Origin of the sequence: Superficieibacter sp. BNK-5 (assembly GCF_047456055.1) — a bacterium.
Taxonomy (GTDB): domain Bacteria; phylum Pseudomonadota; class Gammaproteobacteria; order Enterobacterales; family Enterobacteriaceae; genus Superficieibacter.
In genome coordinates this window covers 2252829-2270581 of the sequence record NZ_CP179893.1, presented here as the reverse complement: position 1 = coordinate 2270581, position 17753 = coordinate 2252829, and the positions used below count along the sequence as shown (strand labels likewise).

The window sequence follows — 17753 nt, the reverse complement described above, 5'->3', positions numbered from 1 at the left end:
TGAGGCTGCCTTAACATCACGATCGGCGTGGATTGCTCCCCGCCTGAGCTCTTAACGTTTAACTTCACAGGCCAAAATCGCCGTGAACTCTGTATTTCCCCGTTTCAGGTGCAGCTCACACAGCGTGTCGCGCACTATCCAGGTGAATATCAGCATGGTGAAACATACCACCATTAATCCATACAGCAGATTACGTTTCGGCATTCCGGCCTCCGTCGTTGCTTTCCAGCAGTTAAGAGGCTATTCTCATGTTGTCTAGGCATGAAAGTGGCCTCATTCGATTTATAGTCGGGTGGGGCTTTTCTCTGCATGCCGTTCAGCCAGCGCTTCAGGCATCCAGCCTCAAGCACCCGCCGCTGACTCTATTCCTGCCGGAGCCTGCTGTAACCCCTGCCGTGTCGTTTTCACGAGTTGCCTTCCAGAATTTATTTACGATGCGTAAATGAGCGCGATAGTCTGCCCTGCGGGAACAATATGTATGTTGGATGACACAATCAGGTAATAGCGTTCAGGAGAGAGAGGAACCGGCAGGCTGCGCGAGATGATACCGATTCTCGCGTGAAAACGGGTGCGTTGAGGATGCGTCAACTTCACGATCGGCGGGGATTGCTCCCCGCCTGAGCTCTTAACGTTTCACTTCACAGGCCAAAATCGCCGCGAACTCTGTATTTCCCCGCTTCAGGTGCAGCTCACATAGCGTGTCGCGCACCATCCAGGTAAATATCAGAACGGTGAAGCAAATCACCATTAATCCATACAGCAGATTACGTTTCGGCATTCCGGCCTCCGTCGTTGCTTTACAGCAGTTAAGAGGCTATTCTCATGTTGTTGATGCATGGAATTGGCCTCATTCGATTTATAGTCGGGTGGGGCTTTTCTCTGCATGCCATTCGGCCAGCGCCTAAGGCATACAGCCTCAAGCACCCGCCGCTGACTCTATTCCTGCCGGGGCCTGCTGTAACCCCTGCCGTGTCGTTTTTACGAGTTGCCTTCCAGAAAATATATCCGCCCTTTATCCCTCTTTCACCCGGCTGGTAATGCCTGTCGTGAGTAGCGAGATCGCCGCAATCGCCCAGTAGACCGCCGTATGACCAAAACTTTGCGCCAGCGCCCCCTGAATCATGCCCGCCAGGATCACGCCAGTCGAAATGCTGTTCGTAAAGAGCGTCGTTGCCGCTCCTGCCCGACCCGGCATCAAATCCTGAAACCACAGCATGCCAATACCCGCCACGATGCCGATAAAAACGGCGTTGAAAAGCTGCAAAAAGAGTAATGCCTCACGACTATGGAAGAAGAGCAATCCACTATAGAAGAGCACGCCAGCGGCGGTGGCGACGAGCATCATTTTGCGCTTGCCGAAGCGCTTAACGTAATAACCTGCAATAATCATCGCCGGGATCTCAAGACCAGCAGCGGTGCCCATCAATATACCCGCCAGCTTATCGGGCAGACCTAAATCCTGACTGATCCACAGTGGCATATCGATAATATACATGGTGTTACAGGTCCACATCAGCGTGGAGGCGATAAACAACATGCGGACGTTCTTATTCTGCCCGCCGCTGACCTGCGTTATCGCCACATCGGTGGGCTGTTCGATCCTTGCAACGGAAGGCAGCATTAGCGCGATCAGCGCCAGGCTGATGATAAAAATCCCGGCGGCGACAGTGAACATGGTAGTAAAGCCATAATTCAGCGCCAGCATAAAGGCCAGCGGCGGGCCGATGACCCATGCCAGCGAGAGTTGCGCACGCATAACCGAACTGAACATCACCACTTCGCGCGCCGAGTTATCAGCATATTCCCGTGCCAGCGCAAAAAGCTGCGGCATGGCCGTATTAGCCAGCGAGGCGAGCAACACGCCGCAGGTAATTAGCGTCAGGTAGTGGCGGTTAAAAGCGAATAGCAGCGCGTTGCCCACCGCCATCAGGCAGCAAAACATGATTAATTTACGCCTGTCGCCCCGGCTGTCGGAACGCTTTGCCAGCAGCAGACTGATCAGGATCCCGGCGATGGCGTTAACGGTATAAAATAGCCCAACCCAGAACGGTTCTGCCCCGACTTCACGGCTCAAAAACAGGCTCAGCGTGGGTGCCTGTAACGCTCCCGCGATGCCCATCATAAACGCTACGATCATAAATGCGGCATACACACCATTAAGCCGCCGTGCCATCGTCATTACCCAGAGCATGAGATATCCCTTACGCGCACAAGCAAAAATGAAAACGAAAAAAGCCAGCAGAAATAATCTGCTGGCGGGTGATATTACACCAATACTCAGTCACACATGATGTCTGCAAGTCAGCGATGCGTTCATCGTTCAGGCAATGTCGCCTCCTGAGGATGAGCAGAATCAGAGACAGGATTTGTAACGTCCCACTGCATCAGTTCTTCAAGCAACTTCAGTCGCTGCCGTGCGCTCTGACGGGCCAGCCAGGACACTCCCTGTGTTGCAATAAAATAGCGCAGGTAAAACTGACGGGTGAATGATCTCTGCATATTCCACCTCCTTGCTTCATCGCTGATGATTATTGGCTTAATATAGGGATAAATAAATTGCTGGGTTTTCATCAGGAGTTCCCCTTTTATGTCTTCTGGCCGTCTGCAACAACAATTCATCCGCCTGTGGCAATGCTGTGACGGGAAGTCGCAGGAGACCACGCTCAACGAGCTGGCGGAATTGCTGAACTGCTCTCGTCGTCATATGCGCACGCTGTTAAATACCATGCAGGCGCGCGGCTGGCTGACATGGGAGGCGGAAGCCGGGCGTGGTAAGCGCTCACGCCTGACGTTTCTCTACACCGGGCTGGCACTCCAGCAGCAGCGCGCGGAGGATTTGCTGGAACAGGATCGGATCGATCAGCTGGTGCAACTGGTGGGCGATAAAGCCACGGTGCGTCAGATGCTGGTCTCCCATTTAGGCCGCAGCTTTCGCCAGGGACGACATATTTTGCGTGTGCTGTATTACCGCCCGATGAAAAGCCTGCTGCCCGGTACCGCCCTGCGCCGCTCGGAAATCCATATGGCGAGGCAGATCTTTAATGCCCTGACCCGGGTAAATGAGGAAAATGGGGAACTGGAAGCCGATATTGCCCACCACTGGCAGCGCATTACGCCGCTGCACTGGCGCTTTTTTGTGCGCCCCGGGATCCATTTTCACCACGGCCGCGAGCTGGACATGGAGGATATTATTACCTCCCTGCAACGGATTAATCCTCTGCCCCTCTTTTCGCACATCGTCAACATCCATTCACCTACCGCCTGGACGTTAGATATACACCTCACTCAGCCCGATGACTGGCTGCCCTGGCTTCTGGGGCATACTTCCGCAATGATCCTGCCGCGGGAATGGGAAACGATGAGCAATTTCTCTAGCCTGCCTGTCGGTACCGGCCCGTATGCTGTCGGGCGTAACAACCAGAATCAGCTTAAGATCCACGCCTTCGACGACTATTTTGGTTTTCGAGCCCTCATTGATGAAGTTAACGTCTGGGTGCTACCGGAAATCGGCGAGGAGCCAAATGGCGGGCTGACGCTCCAGGGCACCACGCAGAGTGAAAAAGCGGTAGAAAGCCGTCTTGAGGAAGGGTGTTATTACCTGCTCTTTGATGCCCGCAGCCCGCGCGGCAGCAATCCGGCCGTGCGCCAGTGGCTGAGCTACCTTTTTCAGCCAGCAAATATGTTGTATCACGCGGGAGAACATTACCAGAGCACCTGGTTTCCGGCCTATGGTTTGCTGCCGCGCTGGCATCACTCGCAGAGCCGCGCCTGTGAAAAACCCGCCGGCCTGGAAACCGTCACCCTGACGTATTATCAGGATCACGTTGAACACCGGATGATGGGCGGCATTATGAAGGCCCTGCTGGCGGAGCATCAGGTAAAGCTGGAAATTCAGGAGCTGGAATATGAAGAGTGGCATCGCGGCGAGGCGGTCAGCGACGTCTGGTTAAACAGCGCTAACTTCACCCTCCCCCTCGATTTCTCCTTGTTTGCCTATCTCTATGACGTGCCGCTGATCCGCCACTGCATTCCGATTGACTGGGAGGAAGACGCCAGCCGCTGGCGGGCGGGCGAGTTAAATCCGGCCACCTGGAGCCAGCAGCTCCAGGTGAATCAAAATATTGTGCCGCTGATTCATCACTGGCTGGTACTACAAGGACAGCGCAGTATGCGCGGTCTGCGGATGAACACTCTCGGCTGGTTTGACTTTAAATCCGCCTGGTTTGCGCCGCCGGAGCCATAATGCTTTCAGAAAACTGACAAAATTATTACACTGTTAACGTGCTCAACGGGGTGCTGATGAAAGCTGAGAAAATACCCGTCGAACCTGATCCGGATAATGCCGGCGAAGGGATTTGAGGCTACCGCTCAAAATCCTTTGCCACCCATCTACTGAGGTGCAAAGTGTTAAAAAAATATCTGCCGCTGCTGGCGCTGGTCGCCGCGCCTGTCTTCGCCAAACCGGTACTCACCGTCTACACCTACGACTCGTTCTCCGCCGACTGGGGACCGGGGCCAGTGGTCAAAAAAGCCTTTGAAGCCGACTGCGGCTGCGAGCTGAAATTCGTGGCGCTGGAAGACGGCGTGTCGCTGCTCAACCGCCTGCGTATGGAGGGTAAAAACAGCAAAGCCGACGTGGTGCTGGGGCTGGACAACAACCTGCTGGAAGCCGCCACGCAAACTAAGCTGTTTGCGAAAAGCGACGTGCCGGCCAGTGCGGTTAAGGTGCCGGGCGGCTGGGACAACGATACCTTCGTGCCGTTCGACTACGGCTACTTCGCGTTTGTCTATGACAAAAACAAGCTGAAAAATCCGCCGAAAAGCCTGAAGGAGCTGGTGGAAAGCGACCAGAAATGGAAAGTGATTTATGAAGATCCACGCACCAGCACACCAGGTCTGGGCCTGCTGCTGTGGATGCAAAAAGTCTACGGTGATAAAACGCCGGAAGCCTGGCAGAAGCTGGCGGCAAAAACCGTTACCGTCACTAAAGGGTGGAGCGAAGCCTACGGGCTGTTCCTAAAAGGCGAAAGCGATCTGGTACTGAGCTACACCACCTCTCCGGCCTACCATATTATTGAAGAGAAAAAATCGCAGTACGCGGCCGCGGATTTTGCCGAAGGACACTATCTTCAGGTTGAAGTGGCGGCCCGCACGGCGGCCAGCAAGCAACCGGAACTGGCGAAGAAATTCCTTACCTTCATGGTTTCCCCGGCGTTCCAGAATGCCATTCCAACCGGCAACTGGATGTATCCGGTAACTGACGTGACGCTGCCGGCAGGTTTTGCCGATCTGGCAAAACCGAAAACCACGCTGCAGTTTTCCTCGCATGATGTCGCACAGCAACGCGCGCAGTGGATTAGCGAATGGCAACGCGCCGTCAGCCGTTAATTCCCGGCTGGCTGATACCAGGCCTCGCCGCCGCCACGCTCATGGTGGCGGTGGCGCTGGCCGCATTTCTGGCGCTATGGACCAGCGCGCCGCAGGCGGCATGGCGTACTCTGCTTGAGGACAGCTATCTATGGCATGTGGTGCGATTCTCCTTCTGGCAGGCGTTTTTGTCGGCGCTGCTGTCGGTAGGTCCGGCCATTTTTCTTGCCCGTTCCCTCTACCGCCGCCGCTTTCCCGGCAGGTTGATGCTGCTGCGCTTGTGCGCGATGACATTGATCCTGCCAGTACTGGTGGGCGTATTCGGCATTCTGAGCGTCTATGGACGTCAGGGGTGGCTGGCGTCGCTGGCGCAGCTCTGCGGCCTGGAATGGACCTTTTCCCCGTATGGTCTGCAGGGTATCCTGCTGGCGCATATCTTTTTTAATCTGCCGATGGCGACGCGCCTGCTGCTTCAGGTGCTGGAGCAGATCCCCGGTGAACAGCGGCAGCTGGCGGCGCAGCTGGGGATGCGCGGCTATGACTTCTTCCGCTTTGTGGAATGGCCGTGGCTGCGTCGGCAGATCCCGCCCGTCGCCGCGCTGATTTTTATGCTCTGCTTCGCCAGCTTCGCCACGGTACTGTCGCTCGGCGGCGGTCCGCAGGCGACAACGATTGAACTGGCAATCTACCAGGCGCTTAATTTTGATTACGATCCCGGCCGCGCGGCGATGCTGGCGCTAATCCAGATGATCTGCTGTCTCGGTCTGGTGCTCTTAAGCCAGCGCCTGAGCAAAGCGATTGCGGTGGGCAATACCCAGCTTAAGGGTTGGCGCGATCCGTACGACCGCCGCGTCAGCCGGATCGCCGATATACTGCTGATCGGCTGTGCTTTGCTGCTTCTGCTGCCGCCGCTGCTGGCGGTCATCATTGAAGGCATTAACCGCGATCTCCCCGAGGTTCTGCAACAGCCCGCCATGTGGCAGGCGCTGTGGACCTCGCTGCGTATCGCCCTCGCGGCAGGCACGCTGTGCATCGTGCTGACCATGATGCTGCTGTGGAGCAGCCGCGAACTTCGCGCCCGGGCACGTCCGCTGGCGGGTCAGGCGATGGAGCTTTCCGGTATGTTAATTCTCGCCATGCCGGGTATTGTGCTGGCGACGGGATTCTTTTTACTGCTCAATAACAGCGTGGGACTGCCGCAATCGGCGGATGGCATCGTAATTTTTACCAATGCGCTGATGGCGATCCCCTATGCGCTGAAGGTGCTGGAAAATCCGATGCGCGATCTCACCGCCCGCTATACGATGCTATGTCAGTCGCTGGGCATGGAAGGTTTTACCCGCCTGAAAGTGCTGGAACTGCGCGCGCTGAAGCGTCCGCTGGCGCAGGCGCTGGCGTTTGCCTGCGTGCTGTCGATTGGCGATTTTGGCGTCGTTGCCCTGTTCGGCAACGATGATTTCCGCACGCTGCCCTTTTATCTTTATCAGCAGATCGGATCTTATCGCAGCCAGGAGGGGGCGGTGACCGCTCTGCTGCTACTGCTGCTTTGTTTTGCGCTTTTTACCGTTATCGAAAAACTTCCGGGACGCCATGCTGAAACTTACTGATGTGATCTGGCTTTATCAGCATCTGCCGATGCGCTTTACCGTCTCCATTAAGCAAGGGGAACAGGTGGCAGTGCTGGGTCCCAGCGGCGCGGGGAAAAGTACGCTGCTCAATCTGATCGCCGGTTTTCTCAACCCGCAAAGCGGCACGATCCTGATTGAAAATAAGATCCATACCCACACGCCGCCCGCACGCCGCCCGGTGTCGATGCTGTTTCAGGAAAATAACCTTTTCAGCCACCTCACCGTGCGGCAGAACATCGGACTGGGGCTGCATCCGGGTCTGAAACTGAACGACGCGCAGCGGCAGAAACTGCAACTGATTGCCAGTCAAATGGGCATTGAATCGCTGCTGGACCGCCTGCCATCTGAACTCTCCGGCGGCCAGCGCCAGCGGGCCGCACTGGCGCGCTGCCTGGTGCGTGAGCAGCCGATATTGCTGCTGGATGAGCCGTTTTCTGCCCTCGATCCGGCGCTGCGTCAGGAGATGCTCAGCCTGGTCAACGATGTCTGTCGCCGCCAACACCTGACGCTATTGATGGTCTCACACAGCGTAGAGGATGCTGCGCGTATTGCCTCGCGCTCACTGGTGATCGCCGACGGCAGAATAGCGTGGGATGGCGCAACCGCTGAACTACTGAGCGGTCGCGCCAGCGCCTCGTCACTATTGGGGATTGCCGGACACCACTCTGACTAAAATATCAGCGTAGATCGGCATGGATGGATGACGGATCGCCGCTACCAGTGCCACGGCGGCGATACCGCTGACCAGCGGTGCCAGCCAGATCAGCCGCGCGCGCGGAAGGAGTTGCGAAAGGCGATCGCGGCCACTTTTCCCGCTGCGCCATAAGCGCCAGCACAGCCAGGCGGCAATCCATAGCAGTAGCGCCGCCGTCAGCAGCAGCCATTTAAACCCGCTGCTCTGCGCATCGGCAGGAATATCAATCGCCGCGCCGGCGAGAATACCTGGCAGGAAGTAAACCGGCGGCCAGAACAGGCAGCCAATAATATTCGGCACCACAAATTTAGTAATCGGCAGATCGAGCATTCCGGCGACCATCGGCACCAGGGGGCGCGTCGGCCCGACAAAGCGGCCGACCAAAATGGTAAACATGCTGTGCTGATGCAGCGCGTGCTCGGTTTTATCCAGCAGGGACTTATTCTTCTTCATAAACGACCAGCGGTGCAGCGGCTTTTTAAAGCGCCAGCCCAGCCAGAACGAAATCCAGTCGCCCAGCAAGCAACCGACAATCCCCGCCAGCCACGCCTGCCAGAAGTTAACCTCACCGCTGCCAATCAGCGCGCCCAAACCGGCCATCATCACCGTACCCGGCAGGATCAGTCCCACCAGCGCCAGCGATTCGAGAAAGGCGACCAGCGCGATAGCGATCAATGAATAACTGGCTGATTGAGTGACAAAATGTTCCAGCAATGCTTGCATAATGTGTCCGTCGGGGTTTTTGAAGCAGGGATTCTGCGCAGCGACGCCTGTGTCGTCAAGACATCAATTGTCTGAAGTGATTAACGGTTATGACAAGTACCCGGACACATCATTCACTTTTTATTCACAACCTGAGCGAAATTCGCTGGGGCTGGCCCCGGTACATTTTTTAAAAACGCGGGAAAAGTAGAGCTGATCCTCAAAGCCAATATTGCGCCCGACGCTGGCGATCGGCATCCGGGTGGTACTGAGAAGAAATTTGGCCTGGCTGATACGCTGATCCTCACGCCAGCTCAGCACGCTGACGCCAAGCTGCTGACGGAAAAGATGCGAGAGGCGGGAAGGCGAAAGGCAGACGTGCTGCGCGACGCTGGCGATATCAAAATGGCTGTCGGAGAGATGATCGCTGATGTACTGGCACGCTTCACGCACCCGGTGATCCAGCGGCGGGTGCAGAGACTCATTCACCGCTTCCAGACGCCGCAACAGCAATTGCTCCAGCAGATTAATCGCCAGCAACTCTGAATAGCGCCCGGCTCCCTGGCCGGCATCAATAATTTGCGCGAATAACTCGCGAAATATCGGTTCATGCGACGCGTCAGGACGGTGAAAACCGGTCTGAGCGAAGATGGTCGGCCACGCCAGCCACTCCTGCCAGTAGGCGCGGGGACGGAAATAAACCCACTGATGATACCACTCCTTCGCCTCCGGGTGACGACCGTAGTGGTGGATTTCGCCCGGCGGGAACAGCAGCATATCCCCCGGACGGCAGACAAAGCGCTGGCCGTGATTATCAATCACCCCTTCCCCACGCACGGTCAGATTGAGGATATATCCTTTCATTCCCAGTGGCCGGTCGATAAAAAAATCCAGATAACCGCCCGCCTCAATTGGCGTTAAACCTGCCACCAGATGAGCATTGAATGAATAGCCTGGCAATAAAGGATCGTTCTGCGTTTCAGCCATTACCACTACACTCCCGATAAAGTTTTAGAAACCAATTGTCCATATTACAATTTAAGGCGGTTAATGCAGGGCAACGTTAACAAAAATATCGAATTCAGCGCACCAACCCGCTCCGGAGAAGCACTTCCCCCGCTAACAGGCTACATAGCAGTTCCAAAGTAGTAACAAGAGTGTCTATAAAGAAGGTTGAAAAGTCCACATTGAATATTTGCACACCGTCACACTTTGCAACGCCATAGCGATTTTGTCCATAAGATTAGCGGTTCCGGCCTGACGCTTTTTTTCGCCAGTCTCTACTGTTTCACCATCACTGTTTTTCTGGATGGAGTTATACGATGGCGATTGCAATTGGCCTCGATTTTGGTAGTGATTCTGTACGCGCGCTGGCGGTAGATTGCGCCACCGGTAAAGAGATCGCCACCAGCGTGGAATGGTATCCGCGCTGGCAGGAGGGGCGTTATTGCGACGCCCCGAATAACCAGTTCCGTCATCATCCGCGCGATTATATTGAGTCGATGGAAGCCGCGGTCAAAAGCGTGCTGGCGGAGCTGAGCGATGCGCAGCGCCATGATGTCGTCGGCATTGGCGTCGATAGCACCGGTTCCACCCCTGCCCCCATTGATGCCGAGGGTCATGTACTGGCGCTCAGAGAGGAGTTCGCCGATAACCCGAACGCCATGTTCGTACTGTGGAAAGATCACACCTCGGTGGAAGAAGCCGAAGAGATTACCCGCCTGTGCCATACGTCGGGCAAAGAGGATTACTCACGTTATATCGGCGGTATTTACTCAAGTGAATGGTTCTGGGCCAAAATTCTGCACGTTACCCGTCAGGACAGCGCCGTCGCACAGGCGGCGGCGTCATGGATCGAATTATGCGACTGGGTGCCCGCTCTGCTCTCCGGCACGACGCGCCCTGCCGATATCCGCCGCGGCCGCTGCAGTGCCGGGCATAAATCACTGTGGCATGAAGGCTGGGGCGGACTGCCGCCTGCCAGCTTCTTTGATGAACTGGATCCGCTGCTCAACCGCCACCTGGCGTATCCAATGTTCAGCGAAACGTACACTGCCGATCTGCCGGTCGGCAACCTGAGTGCCGAATGGGCGCAGCGTCTGGGCCTGCCGCAAAGCGTGGTCATTTCCGGCGGCGCATTTGATTGCCATATGGGCGCAGTCGGCGCGGGCGCACAGCCTAACGCACTGGTGAAAGTGATCGGCACCTCCACCTGCGACATTCTGATTGCCGACAAAGACAGCGTCGGTGAGCGCGCCGTAAAAGGTATCTGCGGCCAGGTCGACGGCAGCGTGGTACCTGATTTTATCGGCATGGAAGCCGGGCAATCGGCGTTCGGCGATATTTATGCATGGTTCGGGCGCATCCTCGGCTGGCCGCTGGAACAGCTCGCCGCGCAGCATCCTGAACTGAAAGAGCAGATCAAAGCCAGCCAGAAGCAACTACTTCCGGCGCTCACCGAAGCGTGGGCGAAAAATCCCTCGCTCGATCACCTGCCGGTGGTGCTCGACTGGTTTAACGGCCGCCGCACGCCCAATGCCAATCAGCGTCTGAAAGGGGTGATCACCGATCTCAATCTGGCGACCGACGCGCCCGCGCTGTTCGGCGGTCTGATTGCCGCCACCGCCTTCGGCGCGCGCGCCATTATGGAGTGCTTTACCGAACAAGGCATTGCGGTCAATAACGTAATGGCCCTTGGCGGTATCGCGCGTAAAAATCCGGTGATTATGCAGGCCTGCTGCGACGTTCTGAACCGGCCGCTGCAAATTGTCGCCTCGGATCAGTGCTGCGCGCTGGGCGCGGCGATCTTCGCCGCCGTCGCGGCAGGCGTGCATACCACTATCCCCGCCGCGCAGGCCAGTATGGCCAGCGCCGTAGAGATCACCCTGCAACCGCGCCCTCAGCAGGCGCAGCGTTTTGAACAGCTCTATCGCCGCTATCAACAGTGGGCGGTCAGCGCCGAACAGCAATACCTTCCTGATGCCGCGCCGGTACAAAAGACGGCGGCTAACCAGACATCTCTGACCTGTTAAGGACACGACAATGACGATTTTTAATAACTATGAAGTATGGTTTGTAATTGGTAGCCAGCATCTTTACGGCCCGGAAACGCTGCGTCAGGTAACGCAGCACGCGGAACACGTAGTCAATGCGCTGAACAGCGAAGGCAAACTGCCGTGCAAGCTGGTGTTAAAACCGCTGGGCACCTCGCCGGATGAGATCACCGCCATTTGCCGCGATGCCAACTACGATGATAAATGCGCGGGGCTGATGGTCTGGCTGCACACCTTCTCGCCAGCCAAAATGTGGATCAACGGGCTGACGATCCTCAACAAACCGCTGCTGCAATTCCATACCCAGTTCAATGCCGCCCTGCCGTGGGACAGCATTGATATGGACTTTATGAACCTCAACCAGACCGCGCACGGCGGCCGCGAGTTCGGCTTCATCGGCGCGCGGATGCGTCTGCAACACAGTGTCGTGACCGGCCACTGGCAGGATCAAGACGCCCACCAGCGTATCGGCGCGTGGATGCGTCAGGCGGTGTCGAAGCAGGATACCCGCCACCTGAAAGTATGCCGCTTTGGCGACAATATGCGTGAAGTGGCAGTGACCGACGGCGATAAAGTCGCGGCGCAGATTAAATTCGGTTTCTCCGTCAATACCTGGGCGGTTGGCGATCTGGTGCAGGTTGTTAATGCGGTCAGCGATGGCGATATCAGCGCGCTGGTTGACGAATATGAAAGCAGCTATCGCCTGACGGAAGCGGCGCAGATCCACGGCGACAAACGGCAGAACGTGATCGACGCGGCGCGTATTGAACTCGGCATGAAACGCTTCCTTGAGGAAGGTGGTTTCCACGCCTTTACCACCACGTTTGAAGATTTACACGGCCTGAAACAGCTCCCGGGTCTTGCCGTGCAGCGACTGATGCAGCAGGGCTATGGCTTTGCGGGCGAAGGCGACTGGAAAACCGCCGCTCTGTTACGCATCATGAAGGTGATGTCAACCGGTCTACAGGGCGGCACCTCTTTTATGGAGGACTACACCTATCATTTCGAGCAGGGCAACGATCTGGTGCTCGGTTCGCATATGCTGGAAGTGTGTCCATCCATCGCAACGGCTGAAAAACCGATCCTTGAGGTTAAACCGCTTGGCATCGGCGGCAAGGCCGATCCGGCCCGCCTGATCTTTAATACCAACACTGGCCCGGCGATCGCCGCAAGCCTTATCGATCTTGGCGATCGCTTCCGTCTGCTGGTCAACTGCGTTGATTCAGTTGAAACCCCACACGCGCTGCCGAAGCTGCCGGTGGCTAACGCCCTGTGGAAAGCCCAGCCGGATCTCCCTACTGCATCGGAGGCGTGGATCATCGCCGGTGGCGCACACCATACCGTCTTCAGCCACGCGCTGACGCTGGACGATATGCGCCAGTTCACCGAACTGCACGATATTGAGATTGCCGTCATCGATAACGATACCCGCCTGCCAGCGTTTAAGGACGCGCTGCGCTGGAACGAAGTTTATTTCGGCTCAAAACGGTAAGCGTAATGCCCGGTGGCGCTGCGCTTACCGGGCCTACGAGGCGTCATTTTGTTATGGAAACCACCAAACGTAGGCCGGATAAGCGAAGCGTCATCCGGCATCAGGCAACAGAACGTAGGCCGGATAAGCGCAGCGTCATCCGGCATCAAGGCAACAGAACGTAGGCCGGATAAGCGCAGCGCCATCCGGCATCAAGACCACCGACCACAGGCCGGATAAGCGCAGCGTCATCCGGCATGGAGAGCAACATGCTAGAAGATCTCAAACGTCAGGTGCTGGAAGCGAACCTGGCATTACCAGAACACAATCTGGTGACCCTCACCTGGGGTAACGTCAGCGCCGTCGACCGCGAGCGCGGCGTCTTTGTTATCAAACCTTCCGGTGTCGATTATCGTGTAATGAAAGCCGAAGATATGGTGGTCGTCAGCATCGCCACCGGCGAAGTGGTCGACGGCACGAAAAAACCCTCCTCCGACACGCCAACGCATCGCCTGCTATATCAGGCTTTCCCCACCATTGGCGGCATTGTGCACACCCACTCGCGCCATGCGACCATCTGGGCACAGGCGGGGCAATCCATTCCGGCTACCGGCACCACCCACGCCGACTATTTCTACGGTACTATCCCCTGCACGCGCAAAATGACCGACGCAGAAATTAACGGCGACTATGAATGGGAAACCGGCAACGTAATTGTCGAAACTTTTGAAAAACAGGGCATTGACGCCGCGCAAATGCCGGGCGTGCTGGTCCACTCCCACGGCCCGTTCGCGTGGGGTAAAAATGCCGACGACGCAGTGCATAACGCCATCGTGCTGGAAGAAGTGGCCTATATGGGTATCTTCTGCCGCCAGCTCGCCCCGCAATTGCCGGACATGCAGCAGACGCTGCTGGATAAACATTATCTGCGCAAGCACGGGGCGAAGGCGTATTACGGGCAGTAAACGTCTTATGCCGCTGTTGCGCTTCCGGCGGCACGTCGCTCACGCGGATATAAATAATGAATCTAGTCGGGGCACATGAATACGCCCCGGCAAAAAAGCTTGCGTGTTCCCGGCAACAAACCGATCTTTTCTGAAAATGGATCCCTCATCGCATTTCTTGTCTTCTCGTTTTATTTGCCTCTTTTGCGACTAAAAGTAATCATGCTATTTTAGCGCCGTTAAATCAGAGATAATGATCATGACGGAAACAAAATATACACTTAACAAATCAATCATCACAAAATCATTAATAAAAGATAACTATTTTATCTTTGCCACCATTCCTTGCAGCGTGCTTTTATTAGTTATCATTGCCTGTTTTCTGGGGTTGCCGATTATGGAGATGATTGTCAAAGGCATTATCGTGGTGATCATCGCCGAACTCTGCTTACTGGTACCGATTTATGCCTGGGGCCGCTGGCGTAAATCCACTACACCTGCGGAGATCGGCATCACGCCAGGCCACCTGCGTATTGATAACCATCACTGGGCACTGAACGAAATACAGACTTTGCGATTAACGCCTAATATTCACCCTACAAATAAAAAGTGTTATTTAACGGTTATTGAAACTACCGGGAAACAATATCGCTATTATCTGGGAGCGAGTTTACCCTCTGAAGAAACTGTCTTTACACAATATGCTGAATTTTGTGACCGCATTGCGTTTTTATGCAAGGATAACCCCAATCAATTTCAGGCAGGATAACGTGTTCAGGGGCTGGCAGAAATGAAACTAAAATATGCAGGGCGTGGGGTAATACTGTTTATCGTCATCATCGCCATGGTATTTATCTACAATGCCATCGCCATTTATCATTTCAGCCTGCAGGATCAAACGCAAAAAGCCGACTGCGCCATTGTCGCGGGCGCGGGTATTCAGGGCGACCAGCCCTCGCCGGTGTTTCAGGCACGGCTCGATCACGCCGTTCATCTCTGGCAACAGGGGCTGGTGCGGATGGTTATCTTAACCGGCGGCCTCAGCGCTCATGCACAGCGATCCGACGCCGCCATCGCCCGCCAGTACCTGCTGGCGCAGGGGATACCCGCCTCTGCTATCCTGATGGAAGAGACCTCAACAAAAACCCGCGAGAACGTAAAAAACGCCAAAGCGCTCATGCAGACACAGCATTTAACCACCGCCCTAATGGTCAGCGATCCTCTGCATATGCATCGCTTAATGTTGATGGCCTGGGATAACAATATTCAGGCCTGGTCGTCCCCAACGCCCGGCTCGCAGTTCCGCAGCTGGTCTACTCGTCTTCCGATGCTGGCACAGGAGTCGTTCTGGTATACCGGTTATCGTATCTACCGCCTGATGCCGCAGACCGCTGTACAAAAAGTCAGTACCCAGCGCTGAAAACGGTTATAATAACGTCTGATTTTATTGACGAGAACTGAGCGTGGCGCAGGCGCGAGAAGGCTTTATTTTAACCCGGCACTGGCGGGATACCCCGCAGGGGACAGAGGTGACATTCTGGCTGGCGACGGATAACGGTCCGCTGCACGTCACCCTGCCGCCGCAGGAATCTGTCGCTTTTATCGCTGCCGACCATGTTGCCCGCGCGCAGCAAACGTTAAGCGCCGAACATGGTTTTCGCCTCACGCCGCTTGAACTAAAAGATTTTCACCGTCGCCCGGTTTACGGGCTGTACTGCCGTTCTCATCGCCAGTTAATGAACTACGAAAAACGGCTGCGCGAGAACGGCGTTACCGTGTATGAAGCTGACGTGCGCCCGCCAGAGCGCTTCCTGATGGAGCGTTTTATTACCGCACCCGTCTGGGTTGACGGTGATGAGCACAATGGCGCGCTGATTAACGCTCGCCTGAAACCCAATCCGCACTACCGGCCACCGCTGAAATGGGTGTCGCTGGATATCGAAACGACCCGCCACGGTGAGCTGTACTGTATTGGTCTCGAAGGCTGCGGTCAGCGCGTAGTGTATATGCTCGGCCAGCCCAGCGGCGAGGATCCGCCCCTCGACTTTCACCTGGAGTATGTTGCCAGCCGTCCACAGTTGCTGGATAAACTTAACGCCTGGTTTGCAGAGCACGATCCGGACGTGCTGATCGGCTGGAACGTGGTGGGGTTTGACTTACGCATGCTGCAAAAACATGCCGAACGCTATCGCATTCCACTGCGTCTGGGACGCGGTAATAGCGAGCTGGAGTGGCGCGAGCACGGATTTAAAAACGGCGTGTTTTTCGCGCAGATGAACGGCCGGGTGATCATCGACGGCATTGACGCGCTGAAATCAGCATTCTGGAACTTCTCCTCATTCTCGCTGGAATCGGTGTCGCGAGAACTGCTGGGCGAAGGGAAATCGATTGATAACCCGTGGGACCGGATGGACGAAATTGACCGCCGTTTCGCCGAAGATAAGCCTGCATTAGCCACCTATAATCTCAAGGACTGCGAGCTGGTGACCCGTATCTTCCATAAAACGGAGATCATGCCCTTCCTGCTGGAGCGGGCAACGGTCAACGGCCTGCCGGTCGATCGCCACGGCGGGTCGGTCGCCGCCTTCAGCCATCTCTATTTCCCGCGGATGCATCGTGCCGGATACGTTGCGCCGAATATGGGGTCGGTGCCGCCGCAGGCCAGTCCCGGCGGCTACGTGATGGACTCCCGGCCTGGCCTGTATGATTCGGTGCTGGTACTGGACTATAAAAGCCTGTATCCGTCGATTATCCGCACCTTTCTGATCGACCCGGTCGGGCTGATTGAAGGCATGGTGCAGCCCGATCCCACCCACAGCACCGAAGGTTTTCTCGACGCGTGGTTTTCCCGCGACAAACACTGTCTGCCGGAGATCGTCAGCCAAATCTGGCACGGGCGTGAAGAAGCCAAACGTCAGGGCAACAAGCCATTGTCGCAGGCGCTGAAGATCATTATGAACGCTTTCTACGGGGTGCTCGGCACCAGCGCCTGCCGCTTTTTCGATCCGCGTCTGGCCTCGTCGATCACCATGCGCGGCCACGCGATCATGCGTCAGACCAAAGCCCTGATCGAAGCGGAAGGCTATGACGTGATCTACGGCGACACCGACTCCACTTTTGTCTGGCTCAAACGTTCCCACGGTGAAGATGACGCCGCGCAGATTGGTCAGACGCTGGTGAAAAAAGTGAATGAATGGTGGAAGGCGGAGCTGAAAAAAGAGAAGTTAACCAGCGCGCTGGAACTGGAGTTTGAGACGCACTTCTGCCGCTTTCTGATGCCAACCATTCGCGGTGCCGAGACCGGCAGCAAAAAACGCTACGCCGGACTGATTCAGGAAGGCGAAAAACAGCGGATGGTATTTAAAGGGCTGGAAACCGTGCGCACCGACTGGACGCCGCTGGCGCAGCAGTTCCAGCAGGAACTGTACCTGCGTATTTTTCGCCGCGAGCCTTATAAAGATTTTGTGCGTGAGACCATCGACAAACTGATGGCGGGTGAACTGGACGAACGGCTGGTTTATCGCAAACGTCTGCGCCGTCCGCTGAGCGAATATCAGCGCAATGTCCCGCCGCACGTGCGCGCCGCGCGGCTGGCAGATGAGGAGAATCTGAAGCGCGGCCGGGCGGCGCAGTATCAAAACCGCGGGACCATTAAATACGTCTGGACCACTAACGGGCCGGAGCCGGTTGATTATCAGCATTCACCGTTAGATTACGACCACTACCTGACCCGCCAGCTTGAGCCGGTCGCCGAAGGGATACTCCCCTTTATGAACGATAATTTTGCTACACTAGTGACGGGGCAACTGGGGCTATTTTGATACGTGACGAATCCGTTGCCATCCAGTACCATAGCGCCCTTTCCATTCCTGGACCCAATTCAGACTGCTGCCA

General features: G+C 56.1%; 16 protein-coding genes and 1 riboswitch. Of the genes, 10 read left to right on the top strand and 6 right to left on the bottom strand.

The window, feature by feature from the left end; translation table 11 throughout:
- Window positions 1-51 precede the first annotated feature (51 nt).
- The 4 genes from ACMGGS_RS10895 to sgrT form a co-directional block, all read right to left on the bottom strand.
- Window positions 52-204: a Hok/Gef family protein gene (locus ACMGGS_RS10895; protein WP_414166069.1), complete on the bottom strand. Its 153-nt coding sequence runs from the start codon at window positions 202-204 to the stop codon at window positions 52-54.
- Between the two features lie 421 nt (window positions 205-625).
- A complete protein-coding gene (locus ACMGGS_RS10890) occupies window positions 626-778 on the bottom strand; it encodes a Hok/Gef family protein (RefSeq protein WP_194207830.1) in 153 nt (50 codons plus the stop codon).
- A gap of 234 nt (window positions 779-1012) precedes the next feature.
- Window positions 1013-2191, bottom strand: coding sequence for a sugar efflux transporter (locus ACMGGS_RS10885; RefSeq protein WP_414166067.1), 1179 nt, complete (start codon window positions 2189-2191; stop codon window positions 1013-1015).
- A 122-nt stretch (window positions 2192-2313) separates the two neighbouring features.
- Window positions 2314-2499: a glucose uptake inhibitor SgrT gene (sgrT, locus tag ACMGGS_RS10880; RefSeq protein WP_414166247.1), complete on the bottom strand. Its 186-nt coding sequence runs from the start codon at window positions 2497-2499 to the stop codon at window positions 2314-2316.
- Between the two features lie 88 nt (window positions 2500-2587).
- Between sgrT and sgrR the strand changes: the two genes are divergently transcribed.
- The 4 genes from sgrR (at window position 2588) to thiQ (ending at window position 7668) form a co-directional block, all read left to right on the top strand.
- Window positions 2588-4243: an HTH-type transcriptional regulator SgrR gene (gene sgrR / locus ACMGGS_RS10875; protein WP_414166066.1), complete on the top strand. Its 1656-nt coding sequence runs from the start codon at window positions 2588-2590 to the stop codon at window positions 4241-4243.
- A 36-nt stretch (window positions 4244-4279) separates the two neighbouring features.
- Window positions 4280-4372: riboswitch (TPP riboswitch) on the top strand.
- 32 nt (window positions 4373-4404) lie between these two features.
- Entirely contained in the window at window positions 4405-5388 is a 984-nt protein-coding gene (gene thiB / locus ACMGGS_RS10870; protein WP_414166065.1) for a thiamine ABC transporter substrate binding subunit, read from the top strand.
- Window positions 5364-6974, top strand: a complete 1611-nt coding sequence (gene thiP, locus ACMGGS_RS10865; RefSeq protein ID WP_414166064.1) for a thiamine/thiamine pyrophosphate ABC transporter permease ThiP — start codon at window positions 5364-5366, stop codon at window positions 6972-6974. Before thiB ends, thiP begins: the two co-directional genes overlap by 25 nt.
- Window positions 6958-7668 carry a thiamine ABC transporter ATP-binding protein ThiQ gene (thiQ, locus tag ACMGGS_RS10860; RefSeq protein ID WP_414166063.1) on the top strand — a complete coding sequence of 237 codons (711 nt, stop codon included), beginning with the start codon at window positions 6958-6960 and terminating at the stop codon, window positions 7666-7668. Before thiP ends, thiQ begins: the two co-directional genes overlap by 17 nt.
- Here thiQ and ACMGGS_RS10855 read toward each other — a convergent pair.
- A complete protein-coding gene (locus tag ACMGGS_RS10855) occupies window positions 7636-8412 on the bottom strand; it encodes a DedA family protein (RefSeq protein WP_414166062.1) in 777 nt (258 codons plus the stop codon). The genes thiQ and ACMGGS_RS10855 overlap by 33 nt on opposite strands.
- Before the next feature lie 120 nt (window positions 8413-8532).
- Window positions 8533-9378, bottom strand: coding sequence for an arabinose operon transcriptional regulator AraC (araC, locus tag ACMGGS_RS10850; RefSeq protein WP_176918326.1), 846 nt, complete (start codon window positions 9376-9378; stop codon window positions 8533-8535).
- 335 nt (window positions 9379-9713) lie between these two features.
- On the opposite strand from araC, the gene araB reads away from it, so the two are divergent.
- The 6 genes from araB to polB all read left to right on the top strand — a co-directional run bounded on the left by araB (window position 9714) and on the right by polB (window position 17680).
- Complete coding sequence (araB, locus tag ACMGGS_RS10845; protein WP_414166061.1) at window positions 9714-11423, top strand: ribulokinase; 1710 nt, start codon at window positions 9714-9716, stop codon at window positions 11421-11423.
- Between the two features lie 10 nt (window positions 11424-11433).
- Window positions 11434-12936, top strand: a complete 1503-nt coding sequence (gene araA / locus ACMGGS_RS10840) for an L-arabinose isomerase (protein ID WP_414166060.1) — start codon at window positions 11434-11436, stop codon at window positions 12934-12936.
- Window positions 12937-13184: 248 nt separating this feature from the next.
- The gene (gene araD / locus ACMGGS_RS10835) at window positions 13185-13880 is read left to right on the top strand and encodes an L-ribulose-5-phosphate 4-epimerase (RefSeq protein ID WP_176918329.1); all 696 of its coding nucleotides are present in this window, start codon (window positions 13185-13187) and stop codon (window positions 13878-13880) included.
- Between the two features lie 238 nt (window positions 13881-14118).
- On the top strand, window positions 14119-14628 hold the full coding sequence (locus tag ACMGGS_RS10830) for a hypothetical protein (RefSeq protein ID WP_414166059.1): 510 nt from the start codon (window positions 14119-14121) through the stop codon (window positions 14626-14628).
- Window positions 14629-14649: 21 nt separating this feature from the next.
- Window positions 14650-15279 (top strand): YdcF family protein, encoded by a 630-nt coding sequence (locus ACMGGS_RS10825; protein WP_414166058.1) that lies wholly within the window; start codon window positions 14650-14652, stop codon window positions 15277-15279.
- A gap of 43 nt (window positions 15280-15322) precedes the next feature.
- Window positions 15323-17680 carry a DNA polymerase II gene (polB, locus tag ACMGGS_RS10820; protein WP_414166057.1) on the top strand — a complete coding sequence of 786 codons (2358 nt, stop codon included), beginning with the start codon at window positions 15323-15325 and terminating at the stop codon, window positions 17678-17680.
- The last annotated feature ends 73 nt before the right edge of the window (window positions 17681-17753 follow it).